The sequence below is a fragment of the Streptomyces corchorusii genome, from assembly GCF_001514055.1.
Lineage (GTDB): Bacteria > Actinomycetota > Actinomycetes > Streptomycetales > Streptomycetaceae > Streptomyces > Streptomyces olivaceoviridis.
Genome location: NZ_KQ948351.1, coordinates 562,614 through 580,401 on the forward strand (window position 1 = coordinate 562,614; position 17,788 = coordinate 580,401).

19 protein-coding genes are annotated in these 17,788 nt (G+C 72.4%); 11 read left to right on the forward strand and 8 right to left on the reverse strand.

Annotated features, from left to right (window positions below; genetic code table 11):
• Nucleotides 1–169 precede the first annotated feature (169 nt).
• From AQJ11_RS02435 to AQJ11_RS02470, 8 genes are all read left to right on the forward strand, one after another.
• Nucleotides 170–967, forward strand: a complete 798-nt coding sequence (locus tag AQJ11_RS02435) for an HAD family hydrolase (protein ID WP_059261645.1) — start codon at nt 170–172, stop codon at nt 965–967.
• On the forward strand, nt 964–2,310 hold the full coding sequence (locus AQJ11_RS02440; protein WP_059261646.1) for a class I adenylate-forming enzyme family protein: 1,347 nt from the start codon (nt 964–966) through the stop codon (nt 2,308–2,310). The genes AQJ11_RS02435 and AQJ11_RS02440 overlap by 4 nt, the downstream gene beginning before the upstream one ends.
• Nucleotides 2,307–3,086 (forward strand): SDR family NAD(P)-dependent oxidoreductase, encoded by a 780-nt coding sequence (locus tag AQJ11_RS02445; protein ID WP_059261647.1) that lies wholly within the window; start codon nt 2,307–2,309, stop codon nt 3,084–3,086. Before AQJ11_RS02440 ends, AQJ11_RS02445 begins: the two co-directional genes overlap by 4 nt.
• Nucleotides 3,080–3,361 (forward strand): phosphopantetheine-binding protein, encoded by a 282-nt coding sequence (locus tag AQJ11_RS02450; RefSeq protein ID WP_014672596.1) that lies wholly within the window; start codon nt 3,080–3,082, stop codon nt 3,359–3,361. Before AQJ11_RS02445 ends, AQJ11_RS02450 begins: the two co-directional genes overlap by 7 nt.
• Nucleotides 3,362–3,363: 2 nt before the next feature.
• Entirely contained in the window at nt 3,364–4,395 is a 1,032-nt protein-coding gene (locus AQJ11_RS02455; RefSeq protein ID WP_059261648.1) for an AvrD family protein, read from the forward strand.
• Nucleotides 4,396–4,491: 96 nt separating this feature from the next.
• Nucleotides 4,492–4,893, forward strand: coding sequence for an acyl carrier protein (locus AQJ11_RS02460; protein WP_014672594.1), 402 nt, complete (start codon nt 4,492–4,494; stop codon nt 4,891–4,893).
• Nucleotides 4,890–5,657 (forward strand): 4'-phosphopantetheinyl transferase family protein, encoded by a 768-nt coding sequence (locus tag AQJ11_RS02465; protein WP_059261649.1) that lies wholly within the window; start codon nt 4,890–4,892, stop codon nt 5,655–5,657. The genes AQJ11_RS02460 and AQJ11_RS02465 overlap by 4 nt, the downstream gene beginning before the upstream one ends.
• Before the next feature lies 1 nt (nt 5,658).
• A complete protein-coding gene (locus AQJ11_RS02470; RefSeq protein WP_059261650.1) occupies nt 5,659–6,423 on the forward strand; it encodes a thioesterase II family protein in 765 nt (254 codons plus the stop codon).
• Between the two features lie 67 nt (nt 6,424–6,490).
• Here the strand turns inward: AQJ11_RS02470 and AQJ11_RS02475 are convergent, their stop codons facing one another.
• Both AQJ11_RS02475 and AQJ11_RS02480 read right to left on the reverse strand, forming a co-directional pair.
• Nucleotides 6,491–7,594 carry a Gfo/Idh/MocA family protein gene (locus tag AQJ11_RS02475; RefSeq protein ID WP_059261651.1) on the reverse strand — a complete coding sequence of 368 codons (1,104 nt, stop codon included), beginning with the start codon at nt 7,592–7,594 and terminating at the stop codon, nt 6,491–6,493.
• A 53-nt stretch (nt 7,595–7,647) separates the two neighbouring features.
• Complete coding sequence (locus tag AQJ11_RS02480; protein ID WP_014672590.1) at nt 7,648–8,208, reverse strand: flavin reductase family protein; 561 nt, start codon at nt 8,206–8,208, stop codon at nt 7,648–7,650.
• 107 nt (nt 8,209–8,315) lie between these two features.
• On the opposite strand from AQJ11_RS02480, the gene recO reads away from it, so the two are divergent.
• Nucleotides 8,316–9,062, forward strand: coding sequence for a DNA repair protein RecO (recO, locus tag AQJ11_RS02485; protein WP_014672589.1), 747 nt, complete (start codon nt 8,316–8,318; stop codon nt 9,060–9,062).
• Between the two features lie 30 nt (nt 9,063–9,092).
• Nucleotides 9,093–9,941 (forward strand): isoprenyl transferase, encoded by an 849-nt coding sequence (locus AQJ11_RS02490; protein ID WP_014672588.1) that lies wholly within the window; start codon nt 9,093–9,095, stop codon nt 9,939–9,941.
• Nucleotides 9,942–10,368: 427 nt separating this feature from the next.
• On the opposite strand, the gene AQJ11_RS02495 is transcribed toward AQJ11_RS02490, so the two are convergent.
• The 4 genes from AQJ11_RS02495 to AQJ11_RS02510 are packed head-to-tail and all read right to left on the reverse strand — an operon-like array spanning nt 10,369 to nt 13,512.
• Entirely contained in the window at nt 10,369–10,788 is a 420-nt protein-coding gene (locus tag AQJ11_RS02495) for a Fur family transcriptional regulator (protein ID WP_014672587.1), read from the reverse strand.
• Between the two features lie 59 nt (nt 10,789–10,847).
• Entirely contained in the window at nt 10,848–11,750 is a 903-nt protein-coding gene (locus AQJ11_RS02500) for a metal ABC transporter permease (RefSeq protein WP_058080457.1), read from the reverse strand.
• Nucleotides 11,750–12,520 (reverse strand): metal ABC transporter ATP-binding protein, encoded by a 771-nt coding sequence (locus AQJ11_RS02505; protein WP_014672585.1) that lies wholly within the window; start codon nt 12,518–12,520, stop codon nt 11,750–11,752. Before AQJ11_RS02505 ends, AQJ11_RS02500 begins: the two co-directional genes overlap by 1 nt.
• Nucleotides 12,521–12,531: 11 nt before the next feature.
• Entirely contained in the window at nt 12,532–13,512 is a 981-nt protein-coding gene (locus AQJ11_RS02510) for a metal ABC transporter substrate-binding protein (protein ID WP_059261652.1), read from the reverse strand.
• Nucleotides 13,513–13,672: 160 nt separating this feature from the next.
• On the opposite strand from AQJ11_RS02510, the gene AQJ11_RS02515 reads away from it, so the two are divergent.
• A complete protein-coding gene (locus AQJ11_RS02515; protein WP_014672583.1) occupies nt 13,673–15,055 on the forward strand; it encodes a glycine--tRNA ligase in 1,383 nt (460 codons plus the stop codon).
• A 68-nt stretch (nt 15,056–15,123) separates the two neighbouring features.
• Here the strand turns inward: AQJ11_RS02515 and AQJ11_RS02520 are convergent, their stop codons facing one another.
• Together AQJ11_RS02520 and AQJ11_RS02525 are read right to left on the reverse strand one after the other, a co-directional pair.
• Nucleotides 15,124–16,176 carry a chitinase gene (locus AQJ11_RS02520; RefSeq protein ID WP_059261653.1) on the reverse strand — a complete coding sequence of 351 codons (1,053 nt, stop codon included), beginning with the start codon at nt 16,174–16,176 and terminating at the stop codon, nt 15,124–15,126.
• Nucleotides 16,177–16,340: 164 nt separating this feature from the next.
• Complete coding sequence (locus AQJ11_RS02525; RefSeq protein WP_014672581.1) at nt 16,341–17,768, reverse strand: MFS transporter; 1,428 nt, start codon at nt 17,766–17,768, stop codon at nt 16,341–16,343.
• Between the last annotated feature and the right edge of the window lie 20 nt (nt 17,769–17,788).

Here is a 17,788-nt window from a genome sequence, read left to right on the forward strand (position 1 = left end):
CAGGCCGGAACGGCCCACGGCGTCTTCTTCCGCCCGCCGGCCGCATTCCCACCGGCCGGGGAAGACCGGCCCGGCAGAGGAAATGTGAGCGGAGCCCCGAATTCGGGTGGAGGAGATGTCGGCGCGCGGCCGGCCCGTTCGCCCCCAGACCTCAGGAGCGTACCGACCCATGAACCGCACGCGAGTCGCCTTCTTCGACGTGGACGGCACCCTGACCACGTCCGGCAGCATGTTCCGCCTCCTCGCCTTCTACCTCGCCGCCATGGGCCACCCGCCGCGCGTGTACGAGGAGCGGCGCCGCGAGCTGAAGGCCATGGCCGCGATCGGCTGTCCGAGGGAGGCCACCAACCGGGCCTACTTCAGGGGGCTTCAGGGGGTGGACGCCGCCGTCCTCGCCGGTGTGGCGGACGCGTGGTTCGCGGCCGAGCTGTCCACCGGCGGCTACTACCACGAGCCGGCCCTGGCCGCGCTGCGCCGCCATCAGGAGCGGGGCGACCACGTCGTCCTGGTGTCCGGGTCGTTCCCGGCGCCGCTCCGGCCGATCGCCGCCGACCTGGGCGTCGAGGAAGTCTGGTGCACCGAGCCGGAGATCGTCCACGGGCGGCACACCGGCGACCTCAAGGGGCCGCCGATGATCGGCGCCGCCAAGGCCGAGGCCGTCCGGACCGTCCTCGCCCGGGGCGGTGCCGTCCCGGACGACTGCGTCGCGTACGGCGACCATGTCTCCGACCTGCCGATGTTCAAGGCCGTCGGCTCCGCCGTGGTCGTCAGAGGCGACGAGCGGCTGCGCACCTCGGCGCGCGCCCACGGGTGGCCCCTGCTGCCCGGCACCCTCCCCCCGCCCGCGCTGCCGCTGCCGCGGACCGGCCCCGGTGCCGCCGCCCGTACCCGCCCGGCCTTCCACTCCCCTCACTCGTCCTTCGCCCCCACCTCACCCACCCGCTACGAGATGCCGGAGACCGCATGACTGCCTGGTTCTTCGAACGGATGCACAGCTTCGGTGACGCCGACGCGATCGTCTTCGACGGCCGGAGCCACAGCTACGCCCAGTTGCTGGAACTGACCGACCGGTGGAAGACCTTCCTGGACGCGCGGCAGGTGCGGCCCGGACAGGTGGTCGCCCTGGAGGGCGCCAGCAGCGTCGAGGCTTGTGCCGGGCTGCTCGCCCTGATCGACCGCGGCGCCGTCGTCGTACCCCTGACCCCGCTGCCCCCGGCCAAGCGGTCCGAGTTCCTGGACATCGCCGAGGTGGAAGCCGTCGTCACCGTCGACGCCCTCGGCGGCCGGCACCGGTTCGAGGCCACCGGCCGCACGGCCGGCCACGACCTGTACGGCCGGCTGCGCGCGGCGCGCACCCCCGGCCTGGTGCTGTTCAGCTCCGGCACCACCGGCCGCAGCAAGGCGACGGTCCTGGACTTCGCCAAGGTGCTGGGCAAGTACGGCGAGGCCCGCAAACCCAAGCGGACCCTCGGCTTCCTGAACCTGGACCACATCGGCGGCATCAACACGCTGCTGCACACGCTCAGCCAGGGCGGAGCGCTCGTCACCATCGACGACCGCACCCCCGACACCGTGTGCGCCGCGATCGCCGCCCACCGGATCCAGGTGCTGCCCACCACACCCACGTTCCTCAACATGCTGCTCATCTCGCGCGCCTACACGCGCCACGACCTCAGCACCCTGCAACTGATCACCTACGGCACCGAGCCCATGCCGCTCGGCGTGCTCCAGCGGCTCGACGCCACGCTGCCCGGCGTCCGTCTGAAGCAGACCTACGGCCTGTCCGAGCTGGGCATCCTGTCCACCCGGTCCCGCGACAACGACAGCCTCTGGGTCAAGCTCGGCGGAGAGGGCTTCGACTACCGGATCCGCGACGGCATCCTGTGGATCCGCTCTGACATGGCCATGCTCGGCTACCTCAACGCGCCCGCGCCCTTCGACGAGGAGGGGTACTTCAACACCCAGGACGCGGTGGAGACCGACGGCGACTACGTCCGCATCCTCGGCCGCAAGTCCGAGATCATCAACGTGGCGGGGGAGAAGGTCTACCCCAGCGAGGTCGAGAACGTCCTGCTGGAGATGGACATCATCGCCGACGCCACGGTCTCCGGCCGGCACAGCCACATCACCGGCCAGGTGGTGCAGGCCAGGGTGAAGCTCACCGAGCCGGCCGACCCCCGGGAGGTGGCCCGCCGGGTGCGCACGTACTGCGCCCGGCGGCTGGAGGCCTACAAGGTGCCGCTGCTGGTCGAGGTCACCGACGACGACCAGCACTCCGACCGCTTCAAGAAGATCCGGAGCGCGGCGTGAACCCGGCCGCCCACCGCGCCGGGCCCGCGCCCGACGGACCCGGCGCCCCCGGCGCACCCGTCGCCGTCGTCAGCGGCGGCAGCCGGGGACTGGGCCGGGTCCTGGTCGAACGGCTCCTCGCCGACGGCCGGCGCGTGGCCACCTTCAGCCGGAGACCCAACGAGTTCACCGAGGCGATGGCCGGCAAGCACCCGGACTCCTTCCACTGGGCAGCCGCCGACCTGACGGACTTCGCCGGGCTGCGGGAGTTCGCCCGCGACAGCGCCCGGCGCTTCGGCCGGATCGACCTGCTGGTCAACAACGCGGGCGTGCTCCACCAGGAGCTCTTCCTGACCGGCGCGCCCGCCCGGATGAACGACCTCGTCGGCGCGAACCTCCTGGCGCCGATGCACCTGGCCCAAACCTGCGCCCGCGTCATGACGCGCACGGGCGGCGGCACCATCGTCAACGTCTCGTCCATCAACGCCATCCGCGGCTACCGGGGCGTCGCCGTGTACGCCGCGGCCAAGGCCGGCCTCGAAGGGCTCGGCCGCGCCCTGGCCCGCGAACTCGGCCCCCTGGGCATCCGGGTCAACACCGTCACACCCGGCTTCTTCGACAGCGACATGACCGCGGACGTCACCTCGCGCAACCGCGAGAAGATCCAGCACCGCACCCCGCTGGGCCGCCTGGGAACCGTGGACGAGATCGCCGAGGCGGTCCTCTTCCTCGCCTCGCCCGAGGCCCGGTTCATCACCGGACACACCCTTGTCATCGATGGAGGCATCACATGCTGAACACCACGCGGACGTCCGACATCAGGGCAGCCGTCCAGCGCGAGATCGACAGCGTCCTGCTCGACGAGGAGGGCGGCACCGGCTACTCCCTGGACGACCCGCTGCTGACGGCCGGCCTCAACTCCCTGCTGCTCGCCCAGCTGCTGCTCCAGCTGGAGGCCGAACTCGGCGTCGACCCGTTCGGCGAGGACCGCTCCATCACCGACGTCCGCACCGTCGGCGAGCTGATCGACGTCTACGAAGAGGCGATACGCGCCGCCTCGGCGGAGGTGTGACCGTGGCAACCGGCCGGCAGCTGTCGCTCACGTCCATCGACGACTACCTCGGCCCGAGCGAGACCCGCTTCTTCTCCCGTGGCTACCAGCGCGCCGGATACCGGGTCAGGGACGTCGTCGTCACCCCGGCCGACGCCCCCGACGCGGGCGTGCGCGCCACGGTGGACGTCACCTATCCCGCCGACTGGTCCCGCAAGAAGGACGGCACCGACCTGCGGCCCCACCTGAGCACCGTCGACGCGCTCGTTCTCGGCGTCCAGCTCGCCGAACTCCACCTCGCCCACGGCTACGGACTCGACGGCGCGGCCCGCACCCGGATGCGGCTGCGCAAGGTCGTCCTGCGGGCCGGCGGCGCGCCCCAGGAGGAGCTGACGGACATCCCGCTCGCGGCCCGCCTGGTGCGGACCGAGGAACTCCCCGGGTCCGCCCGGCACCTGTCCGTGCACGACTGCACCGTGGGCAATCTGCGCGTGCGGTGCGAGATCGAGCACGACATCGCCACCCGCACCGTGGAGGAGGCACGCCACGAGAGCCTGGAGAAGGCGCTCGGCCCCGGCACGGAACGCTTCTGGGGCGAGGGCTTCAAGAACCGGCGGCACTTCATCCGTGACGTCCGCGTCGACCTGGACGCCCTCGCCGCCCGGGCCGACGTGCACTTCGCGCCGGAGCCGGACGCCGGCCGGGAGGGCATCGAGGGCGACACCCAGCCGTCCGTCTCCCTCATCGACGCCTTCGTGGTCAACCTCCAGCTCGTCCAGGTCCTGATGTACGAGCTGGACTCGATCAGCCGCGCCGAGAGCAACACCCTGTGGATGATGCAGACGGTCCTGGAGGCACCGCGGGACGGCTCACCGGCGCCCGGCGGACCGGACGCGCCGGCCGTCGCCGAGGCCGCCCTCACCGGCAAGCGGCTGCTGCCCCTGCGCGGCGGCATCTGGCGCAGCGTCGAGATCAAGGCGGGCCTGGCCGGCGTCCGGCTGCGCTGCGGCTTCGCCCACGAACTGCCCGCGCAGGCAGCCGCCACCGCGGCCTGACACGCAGCGGCACCGACCCCCCGGATGCGCCGCCGTGTCCCTCCGGACGCGGCGGCGCACCGCTCACCCCCACCCCGAAACGGAGGCTGCGGCACAGTGGAACAGGCACTGCTCGACTGGTTCCGGACCGCCCCCGGCGACCCGGACGAGTCCGGCGCACCCGACGACGACGCCCTCCCGGACGACGTGACCCCGCCCACCCGCACCGAACTGGCGGCCGCGAGCCCCGCCCGGCAGGAGCGCCTGATCGGCGACTACCTCTGCCAGGAGCTCGGCCGCGTCCTGCACTGCCCGGCCGGCACGGTCGACCGGCACCAGACCATGACCGACCTCGGCGTCGGCTCCATGGCCGGCCTGGAGCTGCAACGGCGGATCCGGGCGGCCCTCGGCGTCGCGCCCGGCCTCCCCACGATCCTGCGAGCCGAGAACACCCACGCGCTGACCCTGCGTCTCGTGGACCTGCTCGGCGCGACCACGGCAGGAGCCCCGTCAGCGTGAAACTGTCCCTCCCCGCCGCGGGCGACGCCGACCTGTGGCTGCTGCGCCAGCCCCGGCCCGGCACCTGCACCGGCGAACTCGACCTGACCGAACTCGACGAGGCCGAACGGCAGCGGGCCGGCAGCTGCCGCCGCGAGGCCGGCCGCCTCCTGTACTCGTCGGTGCACATCGCGCTGCGCCGGCTGCTCGGCGCCTACCTGGACACCGGGCCGCGACAGCTGCGCTTCGGCCGGGCACCCTGCCCCTGCTGCGGGGAACCGCACGGCAGGCCCGTACTCGAAGCCCCCGAGTCCCCGCTGCACTTCTCGCTGTCCCACAGCGCCGGCATGGCCCTCATCGGTGTGTCCACCGTGCCCATCGGCGTGGACGTCGAGAAGATCCCCTCCCGCGACACCGTCCGGGTGTGCGCCCCCGCGCTGCACCCCGACGAGCAGGGCGAACTGCTCGCCCGCCCCGACGGCGTCGGCGCCGTCGCCTTCGGGCAGCTGTGGACGCGCAAGGAGGCCTACCTCAAGGGCATCGGCACCGGGCTCGCCCGGGACCTGTCCGCCGACTACCTCGGCGCCGACAGCGGCCGGCACCCCGCCCGGTGGACCCTCCACGACGTGCCCTGCGGCCCCCGCCACACGGCCGCCGCCGCACTCCGCGACCAGCCCCCGGGCGCCCGGCTGCGGGTGCACTGGCTCCCCATGGACTGCCTGTACAAGGAGACACCCGTGCCCCTGGGCAAGCAGGACACCTTCCTCGGAGAGCTGGTCGCCTGAGATGCCCGTCTACGACGTCACCACCCCGTCCGGCCACGAACCGCCCTTCACCCTGGTGCTGCTGCACCACGCGGGCGGCTCCGCCCGGGGGTTCGCGCCGCTCCTGCCCCATCTGCCGCGCCGGTGGCGGGTGCTCGGCGCGGACCTGCCGGGCCGGCTGCTCGACCGCGCCCGCTCCCGGTGCCGTACCGCCGCCGAGGCCGTGGACCATCTGTGCGACGCGCTGCGCCCCGAACTCACCGGCCCCTACGCCGTCTTCGGCCACAGCATGGGGGCCCTGCTGGCGTTCGAGCTGGTACGGCGGCTGGAGGCCGAGGCCCTCGAACCCTGCTGGCTCGGGGTGTCGGCCGTCCCGCCGCCCGTGGGCGGGGGCGGCGCCCGCGCCGCCGCCCCGGCCGGCTGGCCGGCCTACCGCGTGCTCCGGTACCTGCACGGCCTGGGCGGCACACCCCCCGGCACCGGCCACCGCACGGCCCTCGCCGAACTCGTGGCGCGGACCCTGCGCCAGGACCTGGAGGTGGTCGGCAGCTACGAGTACGTCGACGGCCCGCCGCTGCGGACGGCCCTGTCGGTGTTCGGCGGGGCGGACGACCCGCTGGCGCCCCCGCACCTGCTCCGCCGCTGGTCGGCCCACACCCGGCGGCCGATGGGCTGTCACCTCTGGCCCGGCGGGCACTTCTACCTCTTCGACCACGCCGAGGACGTCTCCGCGCGCCTGGTCGGAGCCTGCCGGACGCTGCTCGCCGGCGACCGCGCGGCACCCTGACCGCCCCGGCGCACGGCCAAGTCCCCCGGACCGGGCGGTCCGGGGGACTTCCTTGTGCGCGGTGCCGTTACTGACGGACGCCCGTCCCGGCGGCGCGCGCGATCCGGTCCAGGAGCCTGTGGTGCTCGACCGCGTGCCGGAAGTCGGGCACGGTCCGGGTGCCCTCCTCGATGTCGGCGCGCAACTGGGCGTAGGCGTGCGCGACCGGCGACGCCGGACCGCTCACCCCGGGCACGAGCTCGTAGGCGTCGGGGACGGGCAGCACGGACAGCTCCTCGTCGCCACGGGCGCCCCGCAGGGTGAACTGGCCGAACTGGAGGTGCCCGGTGTCCCCGGTGACCACCAGGTCGCCCTCGGTGCCGTTGATCTCCCACAGCAGGTTGGTGGACCGGCTGGAGCCGCCCCGGTAGTGCAGGGAGGCGACCGCGCCGCTCTCCAGCACACCGGACACGGCGATCTGGTCCTCCGCGGTCTGCGGCAGCGACTCCCCGGTCTCCGCGACCCGCACCTTGCCGCGGCGCGTGGCCGTGGTGGCCGTGAGCCCGGCGAAACCCGACAGGCACATCGTCAGCGCGTCCAGGGTGTGCCCGAACGGGATCGTCATCAGCGTGGCCCCGTTGGCCCGGTCGGCCGTGTACGCGCCGCGGGAGGCCACCACCGGTCCCCAGCCGCCGCCGGATCCCACCAGGGTGGTGGACAGCACCTCGCCCACGTACCCCTGGGCGACCAGGTCCCGCAGGTACCGCACGGCCGGTGCGGAACGGGACTGGAGGCCCACCGCGGTGCGCACCCCGCGCCGCTCGGCGAGCGAGGCCAGCGCTTCCGCCTCCTCGGTCCCGACGGCCAGCGGCCACTCGCTCAGCACCATCGTGCCCGCCTCCAGCGCGGGCTTGATCAGCTCGCGGTGCCGGGGCACCTTGACCGCGACCACGACGAGGTCGATGTCGTCGTGGGCGGCCAGCTCGGCGACGTCGGTGAAGGCCAGCGGCACCCCGTACTTCTCGGCCGAGCGCCGCGCGGCCTCGGGCGAGGACGCCGTCAGACCGCGCAGCTCGAATCCTTCCACCGCGGCGAGCGCGGGCAGGTGCCCGCGGGCACCCCAGCCGCCGTCGGCGCTGAGACCGACGATGCCGACTCCGAGGGGCCGGGGGGAACCGGTGCTCTGTGTCATGAAGGGTCAACCCACTAACTGTTGGTCCGGAGGGATGATCGGGCCGCGCCGCGTCAGGCGGCCAGCCGCTCGTACGACCCGCGGTAGAAGACCAGCGGCGCCCCGTCCTCACGGCTGCTGAGCCGGTGGACACGGGCGATGACGACGTCGTGGTCCCCGGCCGGGTACTCGGCCTCCACCGAGCACTCCAGCCATCCGATGGCGCCGTCCAGCACGGGCGTCCCGGCCGGTGTGGCGCTCCACCGGACGCCCCGGAACTTGTCGGCGCCGCTCGTGGCCAGGCGGCTGCTCAGCTCGCGCTGGTCCGCGCCGAGGATGTTGACGCAGAAGCGCTCCGCGGCCCGGACCCGCGGCCAGCTGGTGCTCGTCCGGGCGATGCAGAAGAGGACGAGCGCGGGATCGAGGGAGACCGAGGTGAAGGAATTCACCGCGAGACCGACCGGCGCGGCATCGCCCGCGCGAACCGCGGTCACCGCCACGACACCGGTGGTGAACCGGCCCAGCGTGGCGCGGAATTCCTCGTGGCTGACCTGGCCGGCCTGACCGGCCGGGCTGACCTGGCGGACGCCGCTGACGCTGCTGACGCGGCTGACGGAATCTGTCGACGAGGGCATGCGTCCATCCTTGGCCCCCCGACAACCGGTAACAAGTGCGTACGCAAAGTAGTGGTGCCACCAATACGCGCGACGGCACCGCCCCCGGCATGGGCGAGAATGGAGCCATGAGTCTGTTCCGCGACGACGGCATCGTGCTGCGCACCCAGAAGCTGGGTGAGGCGGACCGGATCATCACGCTGCTCACGCGCGGCCACGGCCGGGTGCGGGCCGTCGCCCGGGGCGTGCGGCGTACGAAGTCCAAGTTCGGCGCCCGGCTCGAACCCTTCTCCCACGTCGACGTGCAGTTCTTCGCGCGGGGGAGCGAGCTGGTCGGGCGCGGGCTGCCGCTGTGCACGCAGAGCGAGACCATCGCCCCCTACGGCGGCGGGATCGTCACCGACTACGCGCGCTACACCGCCGGGACCGCCATGCTGGAGACGGCCGAGCGGTTCACGGACCACGAGGGCGAGCCGGCCGTCCAGCAGTACTTGCTGCTGGTCGGGGCCCTGCGGACGCTCGCCCGCGGCGAGCACGCGCCGCACCTCGTCCTCGACGCCTTCCTGCTGCGCTCCCTCGCCGTCAACGGCTACGCGCCCAGCTTCGGCGACTGCGCGAAGTGCGGGATGCCCGGTCCGAACCGGTTCTTCTCCGTGGCCTCCGGCGGCTCCGTCTGCGTGGACTGCCGGGTGCCCGGCAGTGTCGTACCGTCCCCGCAGACCCTGGTACTGCTGGGGGCGCTGCTTACGGGAGACTGGGAGACGGCGGACGCGTGCGAGGCGCGGTACGTCCGCGAGGGCAGCGGGCTGGTGTCCGCCTACCTGCACTGGCACCTGGAGCGCGGGCTGCGCTCCCTGCGGTACGTAGAGAAGTAAGCACGGCACGGTCGAGGAGACGAGAAGGACATGGTCGTACGCGGGATCCTGGGGCGCCAGCGGCGCGAGTACAAGGCGCCGGAGCCGCACCCGTCCGGTGCCCGCGCGCCCAAGCTCCCGGGTGAGCTGGTCCCGGACCACGTGGCGATCGTCATGGACGGCAACGGGCGGTGGGCCAAGGAGCGGGGGCTGCCGCGCACCGAGGGGCACAAGGTCGGCGCCGAGCGGGTGCTGGACGTGCTCCAGGGCTCCATCGAGATCGGCGTGCGCAACATCTCCCTGTACGCCTTCTCCACCGAGAACTGGAAGCGGTCGCCCGAGGAGGTCCGCTTCCTGATGAACTTCAACCGCGACTTCATCCGCAAGACCCGCGACCAGCTCGACGAGCTGGGCGTCCGGGTGCGCTGGGTGGGCCGGATGCCCAAGCTGTGGAAGTCGGTGGCCAAGGAGCTCCAGGTCGCCCAGGAGCAGACCAAGGGCAACGACCTGCTCACCCTGTACTTCTGCATGAACTACGGCGGCCGTGCGGAGATCGCCGACGCGGCGCAGCGGCTCGCCGAGGACGTGAAGGCGGGCCGGCTCGACCCGTCGAAGGTCAACGAGAAGACCCTCCAGAAGTACATGTACTACCCGGACATGCCGGACGTCGACCTGTTCCTGCGGCCCAGCGGCGAGCAGCGCACGTCCAACTACCTGCTCTGGCAGAGCGCGTACGCCGAGATGGTCTTCCAGGACGTGCTGTGGCCCGACTTCGACCGCCGTGACCTGTGGCGGGCCTGCGTCGAGTTCGCCTCCCGCGACCGCCGCTTCGGCGGCGCCGTCCCGAACGAGGAGCTGCTCGCCATGGAAGCCGCCATGAGGGGCGATTCCACCTCGTAGCCGCCGGGGGTTCACGCGGGCCGCCGAGGACACGGGACTCATGAGACGTCCGATCCCTGTCCTCGCCGGTCTTCACCGAGAACGTCTCCCGGCACGGCTCCCGCGCGGCCACGGACGCCGAGGACGGGGATCTGGTCCTCGCGCTGCGGGACCAGGCCGAGGCGGAGGGGCAACTCACCGGCAGGGGCGAGGAGTTCGGCGACCTCAGCGGGCGCGGCAAGCGGGAGCCGGCGGACACGGCCGTACGCATGCGGCGGCTGCCGGCCGAGCTGCGCTTCACCCACGCCGAGGAGGTCGTCCCGCTGGCCGCGCTGATGGGTCTGCCGGGCAGCACCAAGCCGGCGACGCCGGGGGAGCCGTACACCTACGCGGACAAAGCTGGAGCGCTGCTTCGGGCGGGGGTGAGCCGGAGCGGGCGCCCCGGCGGTCAGCCCTGCGCGCAGCCGGCGCAGTCGGCACACGTGCCGAAGATCTCCACCGTGTGGGCCACGTTGACGTAACCGTGCTCGGCGGCGATCGCCTCGGCCCACTTCTCCACCGCCGGGCCCTCCACCTCCACCGCCTTGCCGCAGGCGCGGCAGACCAGGTGGTGGTGGTGTTCGCCGCTGGAGCAGCGGCGGTAGACGGACTCGCCGTCGGACGTGCGCAGGACGTCCACCTCGCCGGCCTCGGCGAGGGACTGGAGGGTGCGGTAGACCGTGGTCAGGCCGACGGAGTCGCCCTTGTGCTTGAGCATGTCGTGCAGTTCCTGCGCGCTGCGGAACTCGTCGACCTCGTTCAGGGCCGCCGCCACGGCTGCACGCTGGCGGGTCGCGCGGCCCTTCACGGGCGGTCCAGCGGTCGTCACCGTTGCCTCCTCACGTCTGCTGCTGCCCGGGCCATTGTGCCAGCCCGGGGTGTCGGCGGTCAGACGCCGACCTCGTCACCGGCGCCCCGCGTGGCCGGAATCGCGCACTCCGCGGGGTCCCCGGCGGGCTGGGCCGCGGCGGCCGCGCGGGCGCGTCGCCGGGCCAGCGGGCCGGCCAGCGCGGTCAGCACCAGGAACGCGGCGATGGTCAGCAGGACGATCGTGGCGCCGGGCGGGACGTCCTGGTAGTACGACGTGACCGTGCCGCTGACGGCCACCGCCACCCCGATCGCCACCGCGATCACGAAGGTGACGGTGAAGCTGCGGCTGAGCTGCTGCGCCGCCGCCACGGGGACGACCATCAGCGCGGAGACCAGCAGCAGGCCGACGACCCGCATGGCGACCGTCACGGTGACGGCCGCGGTGACCGCCGTCAGCAGGTTCAGCGCGCGCACCGGCAGGCCCGTGACCCGCGCGAACTCCTCGTCCTGGCTGACCGCGAACAGCTGGCGGCGCAGGCCCAGCGTGACCAGCAGGACGAACGCGGCGAGCACGCAGATCGCGGTCACGTCGGACTCGGACACCGTCGACAGGGAGCCGAACAGATACGACGTCAGGTTGGCGGTGGAGCCGCCCGGCGCGAGGTTGATCAGCATCACACCGCCGGCCATGCCGCCGTAGAACAGCATGGCCAGGGCGATGTCGCCGCGGGTCCTGCCGTACCAGCGGATCAGTTCCATCAGGACCGCGCCGAGGACGGAGACGGCCGTCGCCATCCACACGGGGGACGTGGACAGCAGGAAGCCGAGGCCGACGCCCGTCATGGCCACGTGTCCGATGCCGTCGCCCATCAGGGCCTGGCGGCGCTGGACCAGGTAGATGCCGATCGCGGGCGCGGTGATGCCGACCAGCACGGCGGCCAGCAGCGCCCGCTGCATGAAGGCGTAGTTCAGGAAGTCCATCAGCTCAGCAGTCCCGTGCGGATCGGTTCGGCGCCCGCCGGTGCGTGCGGGTGTACGTGGTCGTGGCCGGGCAGCGCGTGCTGGCCGACCGCGCGCGGCGGCGGGCCGTCGTGCAGCACGCAGCCGTCGCGCAGGACGACCGCCCGGTCGATCAGGGGCTCCAGCGGGCCCAGCTCGTGCAGCACGAGCAGGACGGTCGTACCGGCCTCCACCTGCTGCTTCAGGGTGCGCGCCAGGATCTCCTGGCTGGCCAGGTCGACGCCCGCCATCGGCTCGTCCATGATCAGCAGTTCCGGCTCGGCGACCAGCGCGCGGGCGATCAGCACCCGCTGGTGCTGGCCGCCGGAGAGGGCGCCCGCGGAGTCCTTGGCGCGGTCCGCCATGCCGACCAGCTCCAGGGCCCGGCGCACGGCCTCCCGGTCGCTCTTGCGGAAGACGCCGAAGCGGGTGCGGGAGAGCCGGCCCGAGGAGACGATCTCGGTGACCGTCGCCGGGACCCCGCCCGCGGCCGTCGTCCGCTGCGGTACGTAACCCACGCGCGCCCAGTCCCCGAAGGACCGGCGCGGGGTGCCGAACAGCTCGATCGTGCCGCTGCTCACCGGCACCTGGCCGATGATCGTGCGGATCGCCGTGGACTTGCCGGAACCGTTCGCGCCGAGCAGCGCGACGACCTCGCCGCGGCCGACGGTGAGGTCGATGCCGCGCAGCACGGGGCGGGCGCCGAGTTCGGCGGTCACGCCGCGCAGGGCTATGACAGGCTCGCTGGTCATCTCGTCTCCTGTCACTTGGCGCCCAGTGCCTGCTGGAGCGCCTTGAGGTTGGCCCGCTGGACCGCGAAGTAGTCCTTGCCGCGGGACTTGCCGGTGATGCCCTCGATCGGGTCGAGGACGTCGGTCTTCAGGCCCGTGTCGCGGGCGAGGGTCCGGGCGGTCTTGTCGCTGACGAGCGTCTCGTAGAAGACCGTGGAGACGCCGTCGGCCTTGGCCATCCTCTCCAGGTCCCGGACGCGGGCGGCGCTCGGCTCGGACTCGGGGTCGAGGCCGCTGACGGCCTCCTCGGTGAGGCCGTAGCGCTCGGCGAGGTAGCCGAAGGCGGCGTGCGTGGTGATGAAGACCTTGCTCCTGGTGTGCGCGAGGCCGTCCGCGAACTCGGTGTTCAGCTCGTCCAGCTGCTTCACCAGGGCCGCGGTGTTCTTCTTGTAGTCGGCCGCGTGCTTCGGGTCGGCCTTCTCGAAGGCCTTGCCGACGCCCTCGGCGACCTGGGCGTAGCGCACCGGGTCGAGCCAGACGTGCGGGTCCTTGCCGGTGGATTCCCCGCCCTCGTGGCTGTCGTGTCCGGCCGCGTGGCCGCCGACCTCGTCGCCGTGGTCCTCCAGCGTGGTCAGGGAGGCCGCGTCGATCTTCGTCTTGACCGGGGACTGGGCCACCGCGTCGTCGACGGACGGCTGGAGGTTCTTCAGGTACAGGACCGCGTCGGACTCCTCCAGCGAGGCGATCTGCTGGGGGCTGATCTCCAGGTCGTGCGGCTCCTGGCCGGGCGAGGTGAGGGTGGTGACGTGGACGTGGTCCCCGCCGATCCGGTCGGCGAGGAAGGCCATCGGGTAGAACGACGCGACGACGTCGAACTTGCTCGTGTTGGCCGCGACCGCCTTGTCGCCGGAGCAGGCGGACAGCGTGCCGATCCCGAGGGCGGTGGCCGCGGCGACCGCGGCGGCGGGTATGAGGCGCTGCGCGCGGGACCGGGTGCGTCGTCGTGCGTTCATGACAGTCATTTTCAACAAAGATGGAAACCGTTGTCAACAACGCTCGTCAGGCGGTCCGGGCAGGGGCCGATTTGGTCGTGGGGGAGCATGCGCCGGTAACCTGAATCATTCGCTGGAAGCATCTCGCTTCAACGCCCGTCGTCGTAATGAAGAGAGCACCGTGGCCGCCGACAAGATCGACACCATCGTCAGCCTGAGCAAGCGCCGTGGCTTCGTTTTCCCCTGTAGTGAGATCTACGGCGGACAGCGTGCCGCCTGGGACTACGGACCGCTCGGTGTCGAGCTGAAGGAGAACATCAAGCGCCAGTGGTGGCGCTACATGGTGACGTCGCGCGAGGACGTCGTCGGTATCGACTCGTCCGTCATCCTGGCCCCCGAGGTCTGGGTGGCCTCCGGCCACGTCGCCACCTTCACGGACCCGCTGACCGAGTGCACCGCGTGCCACAAGCGGTTCCGCGCCGACCACCTGGAGGAGGCGTACGAGGAGAAGAAGGGCCACGCCCCGGCGAACGGCCTCGCGGACATCAACTGCCCGAACTGCGGCAACAAGGGCCAGTTCACCGAGCCCAAGCAGTTCTCGGGTCTGCTCTCCACGCACCTCGGCCCGACCCAGGACTCCGGCTCCGTCGCCTACCTGCGCCCCGAGACCGCCCAGGGCATCTTCACCAACTTCGCCCAGGTCCAGACCACCTCGCGCCGCAAGCCGCCGTTCGGCATCGCCCAGATGGGCAAGTCGTTCCGCAACGAGATCACGCCGGGCAACTTCATCTTCCGCACCCGCGAGTTCGAGCAGATGGAGATGGAGTTCTTCGTCAAGCCGGGCGAGGACGAGCAGTGGCAGGAGTACTGGATGGAGCAGCGCTGGAACTGGTACACCGGCCTGGGCCTGCGTGAGGAGAACATGCGCTGGTACGAGCACCCGAAGGAGAAGCTCTCCCACTACTCCAAGCGCACCGCCGACATCGAGTACCGCTTCCAGTTCGGCGGCTCGGAGTGGGGCGAGCTGGAGGGTGTCGCCAACCGCACCGACTACGACCTCTCCGCGCACTCCAAGGCCTCCGGCCAGGACCTCTCCTACTTCGACCAGGAGGCCGGCGAGCGCTGGACGCCGTACGTCATCGAGCCGGCGGCGGGTGTCGGCCGCACCATGCTGGCCTTCCTGCTCGACGCCTACGTCGAGGACGAGGCGCCGAACGCCAAGGGCAAGATGGAGAAGCGCACGGTGCTGCGCCTGGACCACCGCCTGGCCCCGGTGAAGGTCGCCGTGCTGCCCCTGTCGCGCAACCCCGAGCTCTCCCCGAAGGCCAAGGGCCTCGCCCAGGCGCTGCGGCAGAACTGGAACATCGAGTTCGACGACGCCGGTGCCATCGGCCGCCGCTACCGCCGCCAGGACGAGATCGGTACGCCGTACTGCGTGACCGTCGACTTCGACACGCTGGAGGACAACGCGGTCACCGTCCGCGAGCGTGACTCCATGAAGCAGGAGCGCGTCTCGCTCGACCAGATCGAGGGCTACCTGGCCCAGCGTCTCGTCGGCGCCTAGTCACCACCGCCGGATGCCGGGCGAGCCGCCAGTGCGGGCTCGTCCGGCATCCGTGTGTCCGCCCTCGCTCAGCGGCCCTGGAGCGCCTTGACGTTGTCGCCGAAGGTCCAGTTCTTCGCGCCGTCCCAGTTGACCGACCACGTCATCAGGCCCTTGAGCGACGTTCCGTAGTGCTTCCAGGCCTGGGAGACCAGGGACGGGGACATGTAGCCGCCGCCCGCGCCGGACTGGGCGGGCAGGCCGGGCACCTGCTTGTCGTACGGCACCTTGATGGTCGTGCCCTGCACCACCAGGCCCTTGTTCAGGCAGTCGGTCTGGGCGGTGAAGCCCTGCACGGTGCCGGCCGCGTAGGAGTCGCCGGAGCAGCCGTACATGCTGCCGTTGTAGTACTGCATGTTCAGCCACCACAGGCGGCCGTTGTCCGCGTACTTCTTGACGATCGGCAGGTACGCGCCCCAGATGGAGCCGTAGGTGACGCTGCCGCCGGTGACGTACGCCGTCTCCGGGGCCATCGTCAGGCCGAAGCCGGACGGCATCTGCGCGAGGATCCCGTCGATGATGCGGATCAGGTTGGCCTGGGACGTGGAGAGCTGGCCGATGTTCCCGCTGCCGACCAGGCCCGTCTCGATGTCGATGTCGATGCCGTCGAAGTTGTACTTCTTCAGGATGGGCACGATCGTCGCCACGAAGCGGTCGGCCACGGCGGAGGAGCTGAGGTCGATCCCGGCCGCCGCGCCGCCGATGGACAGCAGGATCGTCTGGCCGGACGCCTTGGCCGTGCACATCTCGGCGGGCGTGGCCACCTTCACGCCGGCGTCCATGCCGTCCTCCCACAGCGCCGTGCCGTCGGAGCGGATCACCGGGAAGGCCGCGTTGATCACGTTGTAGCCGTGGGCGGGGATGCGGGAGTCGGTGATCGGGGTCCAGCCGAAGGGCGGGTGGACGCCGTTCGCGGCGCCGTCCCAGTTCTCCCAGTACCCCTGGAGCACCTTGCCCGCCGGCCTCGGCTTGAGCGCGCAGGTGTCGGCGGCGGAGGCGGCGGGCGCGGTGGCGATCGCGAGCGGGGCGAGGACGGCCGCGGTGAGCGCGGCGGTGAGGGCGCGCAGGGTACGGCGGAGCACGGGGCCTCCCGGTGGGGGTCGGTGAGCGTGGGCCATGTCGCAAACATGACAGTGCTCGTGGTCCAGACCTCTAGTCAATAGGTCTGGACCAAACCCCGGCCGCGGGTGCGGACCGGGCGGCCCGGCGTACGCGCGCTGCCCGGCCGACCGCGCGCGGCCCCCGCTCAGCCCACCGTCCGCGGCAGCCGCAGGCTCAGCAGCCCCGTCAGCACGATCCCGCCCAACTGCACCAGCAACGTGCTGACCAGCGCGTCCCGCATGCCCAGATGCGGGACTAGGGTCAGGAACAGCGTGCCCAGCGTGGCCACCCCGAGCGCCAGCGCCGACTGCTGCGTGGTGACCATCACCCCGCTGCCGACCCCGGCCCGCGCGGGCGGCACCTCGGACATCACCAGCCGCATGATGTTGGGCAGTTGGAGCGCCTGCCCGGCACCGGCCACCGCCGCGCCCGGCAGCAGGGAGACGACGTCCAGCCGGGGCCAGTCCCGCCACGCGGCCACCACGATCAGCAGCACGCCCACCCCCTGGAGCACGGACCCGGCCGTGACCACCCGGGTGCCGAAGCGGGCGATCAGCCGGGGCCCGGCGAGCGAGACGAGCAGGAACGCCACGGCCATCGGCGCCAGCGCCAGCCCGGCCGGCACCGGTCCGAGCCCGGCACCCTGCTGCAACGCCAGCGCGATCATGAACATGAACCCGCTGAAGCCGATGGAGAACGGCACCATCAGCTCCAGACCGCGCCGCATGGACGGCACCCGGAACAGGCTCGGCGGCACCAGCGGGGTCCGCCCCGACCGGTCCGCCCGCCGCTCCACCACCCAGAACGCGCCCGCCGCGAAGGGGAACGCGATCAGCGACAGCCAGGTCCACAGCGGCCAGCCGGCCGCCCGGCCCTCGGTGAGCGGCGCGAGCAGCGTCAGCAGGGACACCGCGAGCAGCACGGTGCCCGGCCCGTCCACGGGCTCGGGGTGCTGCGACCGGGTCTCCGGCATGCACCGGGCGGCGAGCACGAGCCCCAGCACGACCACCGGCACATTGACGAGGAAGATGGCCCGCCACCCGGTCCCGGCGATGTCGGCGGCGACCAGCACCCCGCCGAGAATCTGCCCGGCGACCATGGACAGACCAGCCGTGGCGCCGTACAGGCTCATGGCCTTGGCCCGGCGCGCGCCGCTCGTGGCGGACTGGATGGTGGCGAGCACCTGCGGCAGCATCGCGGCGGCCGAGGCGCCCTGCGCGACCCGGGCCGCGACCAGGCTCCAGGCGCCGGGCGCGAGCCCGCAGGCCAGCGAGGTGAGCCCGAAGGCGGCCATCCCGGCGAGGAAGAGCCGGCGCCGGCCGAACAGGTCCCCGAGCCGCCCGCCGAGCACGAGCAGCACGGCGTACGCGACCCCGTACCCGGCGACGACCAGCTCCAGCACGGCCTCGCCCGCGGCGAGATCGGTGCCGATGGTCGGCAGGGCGACGTTGACGATGAAGAAGTCGACCAGCGGCAGCGCCGCGGCCAGCAGGACGGTGAACAGCCCGGGCCCGGTGAGCGCGGGCGGCGCCGCCGTCGGCCGGACGGCGGGGGCGGTGACGGTTTCACTCATGCTCCCGAGCCTGGGACCCC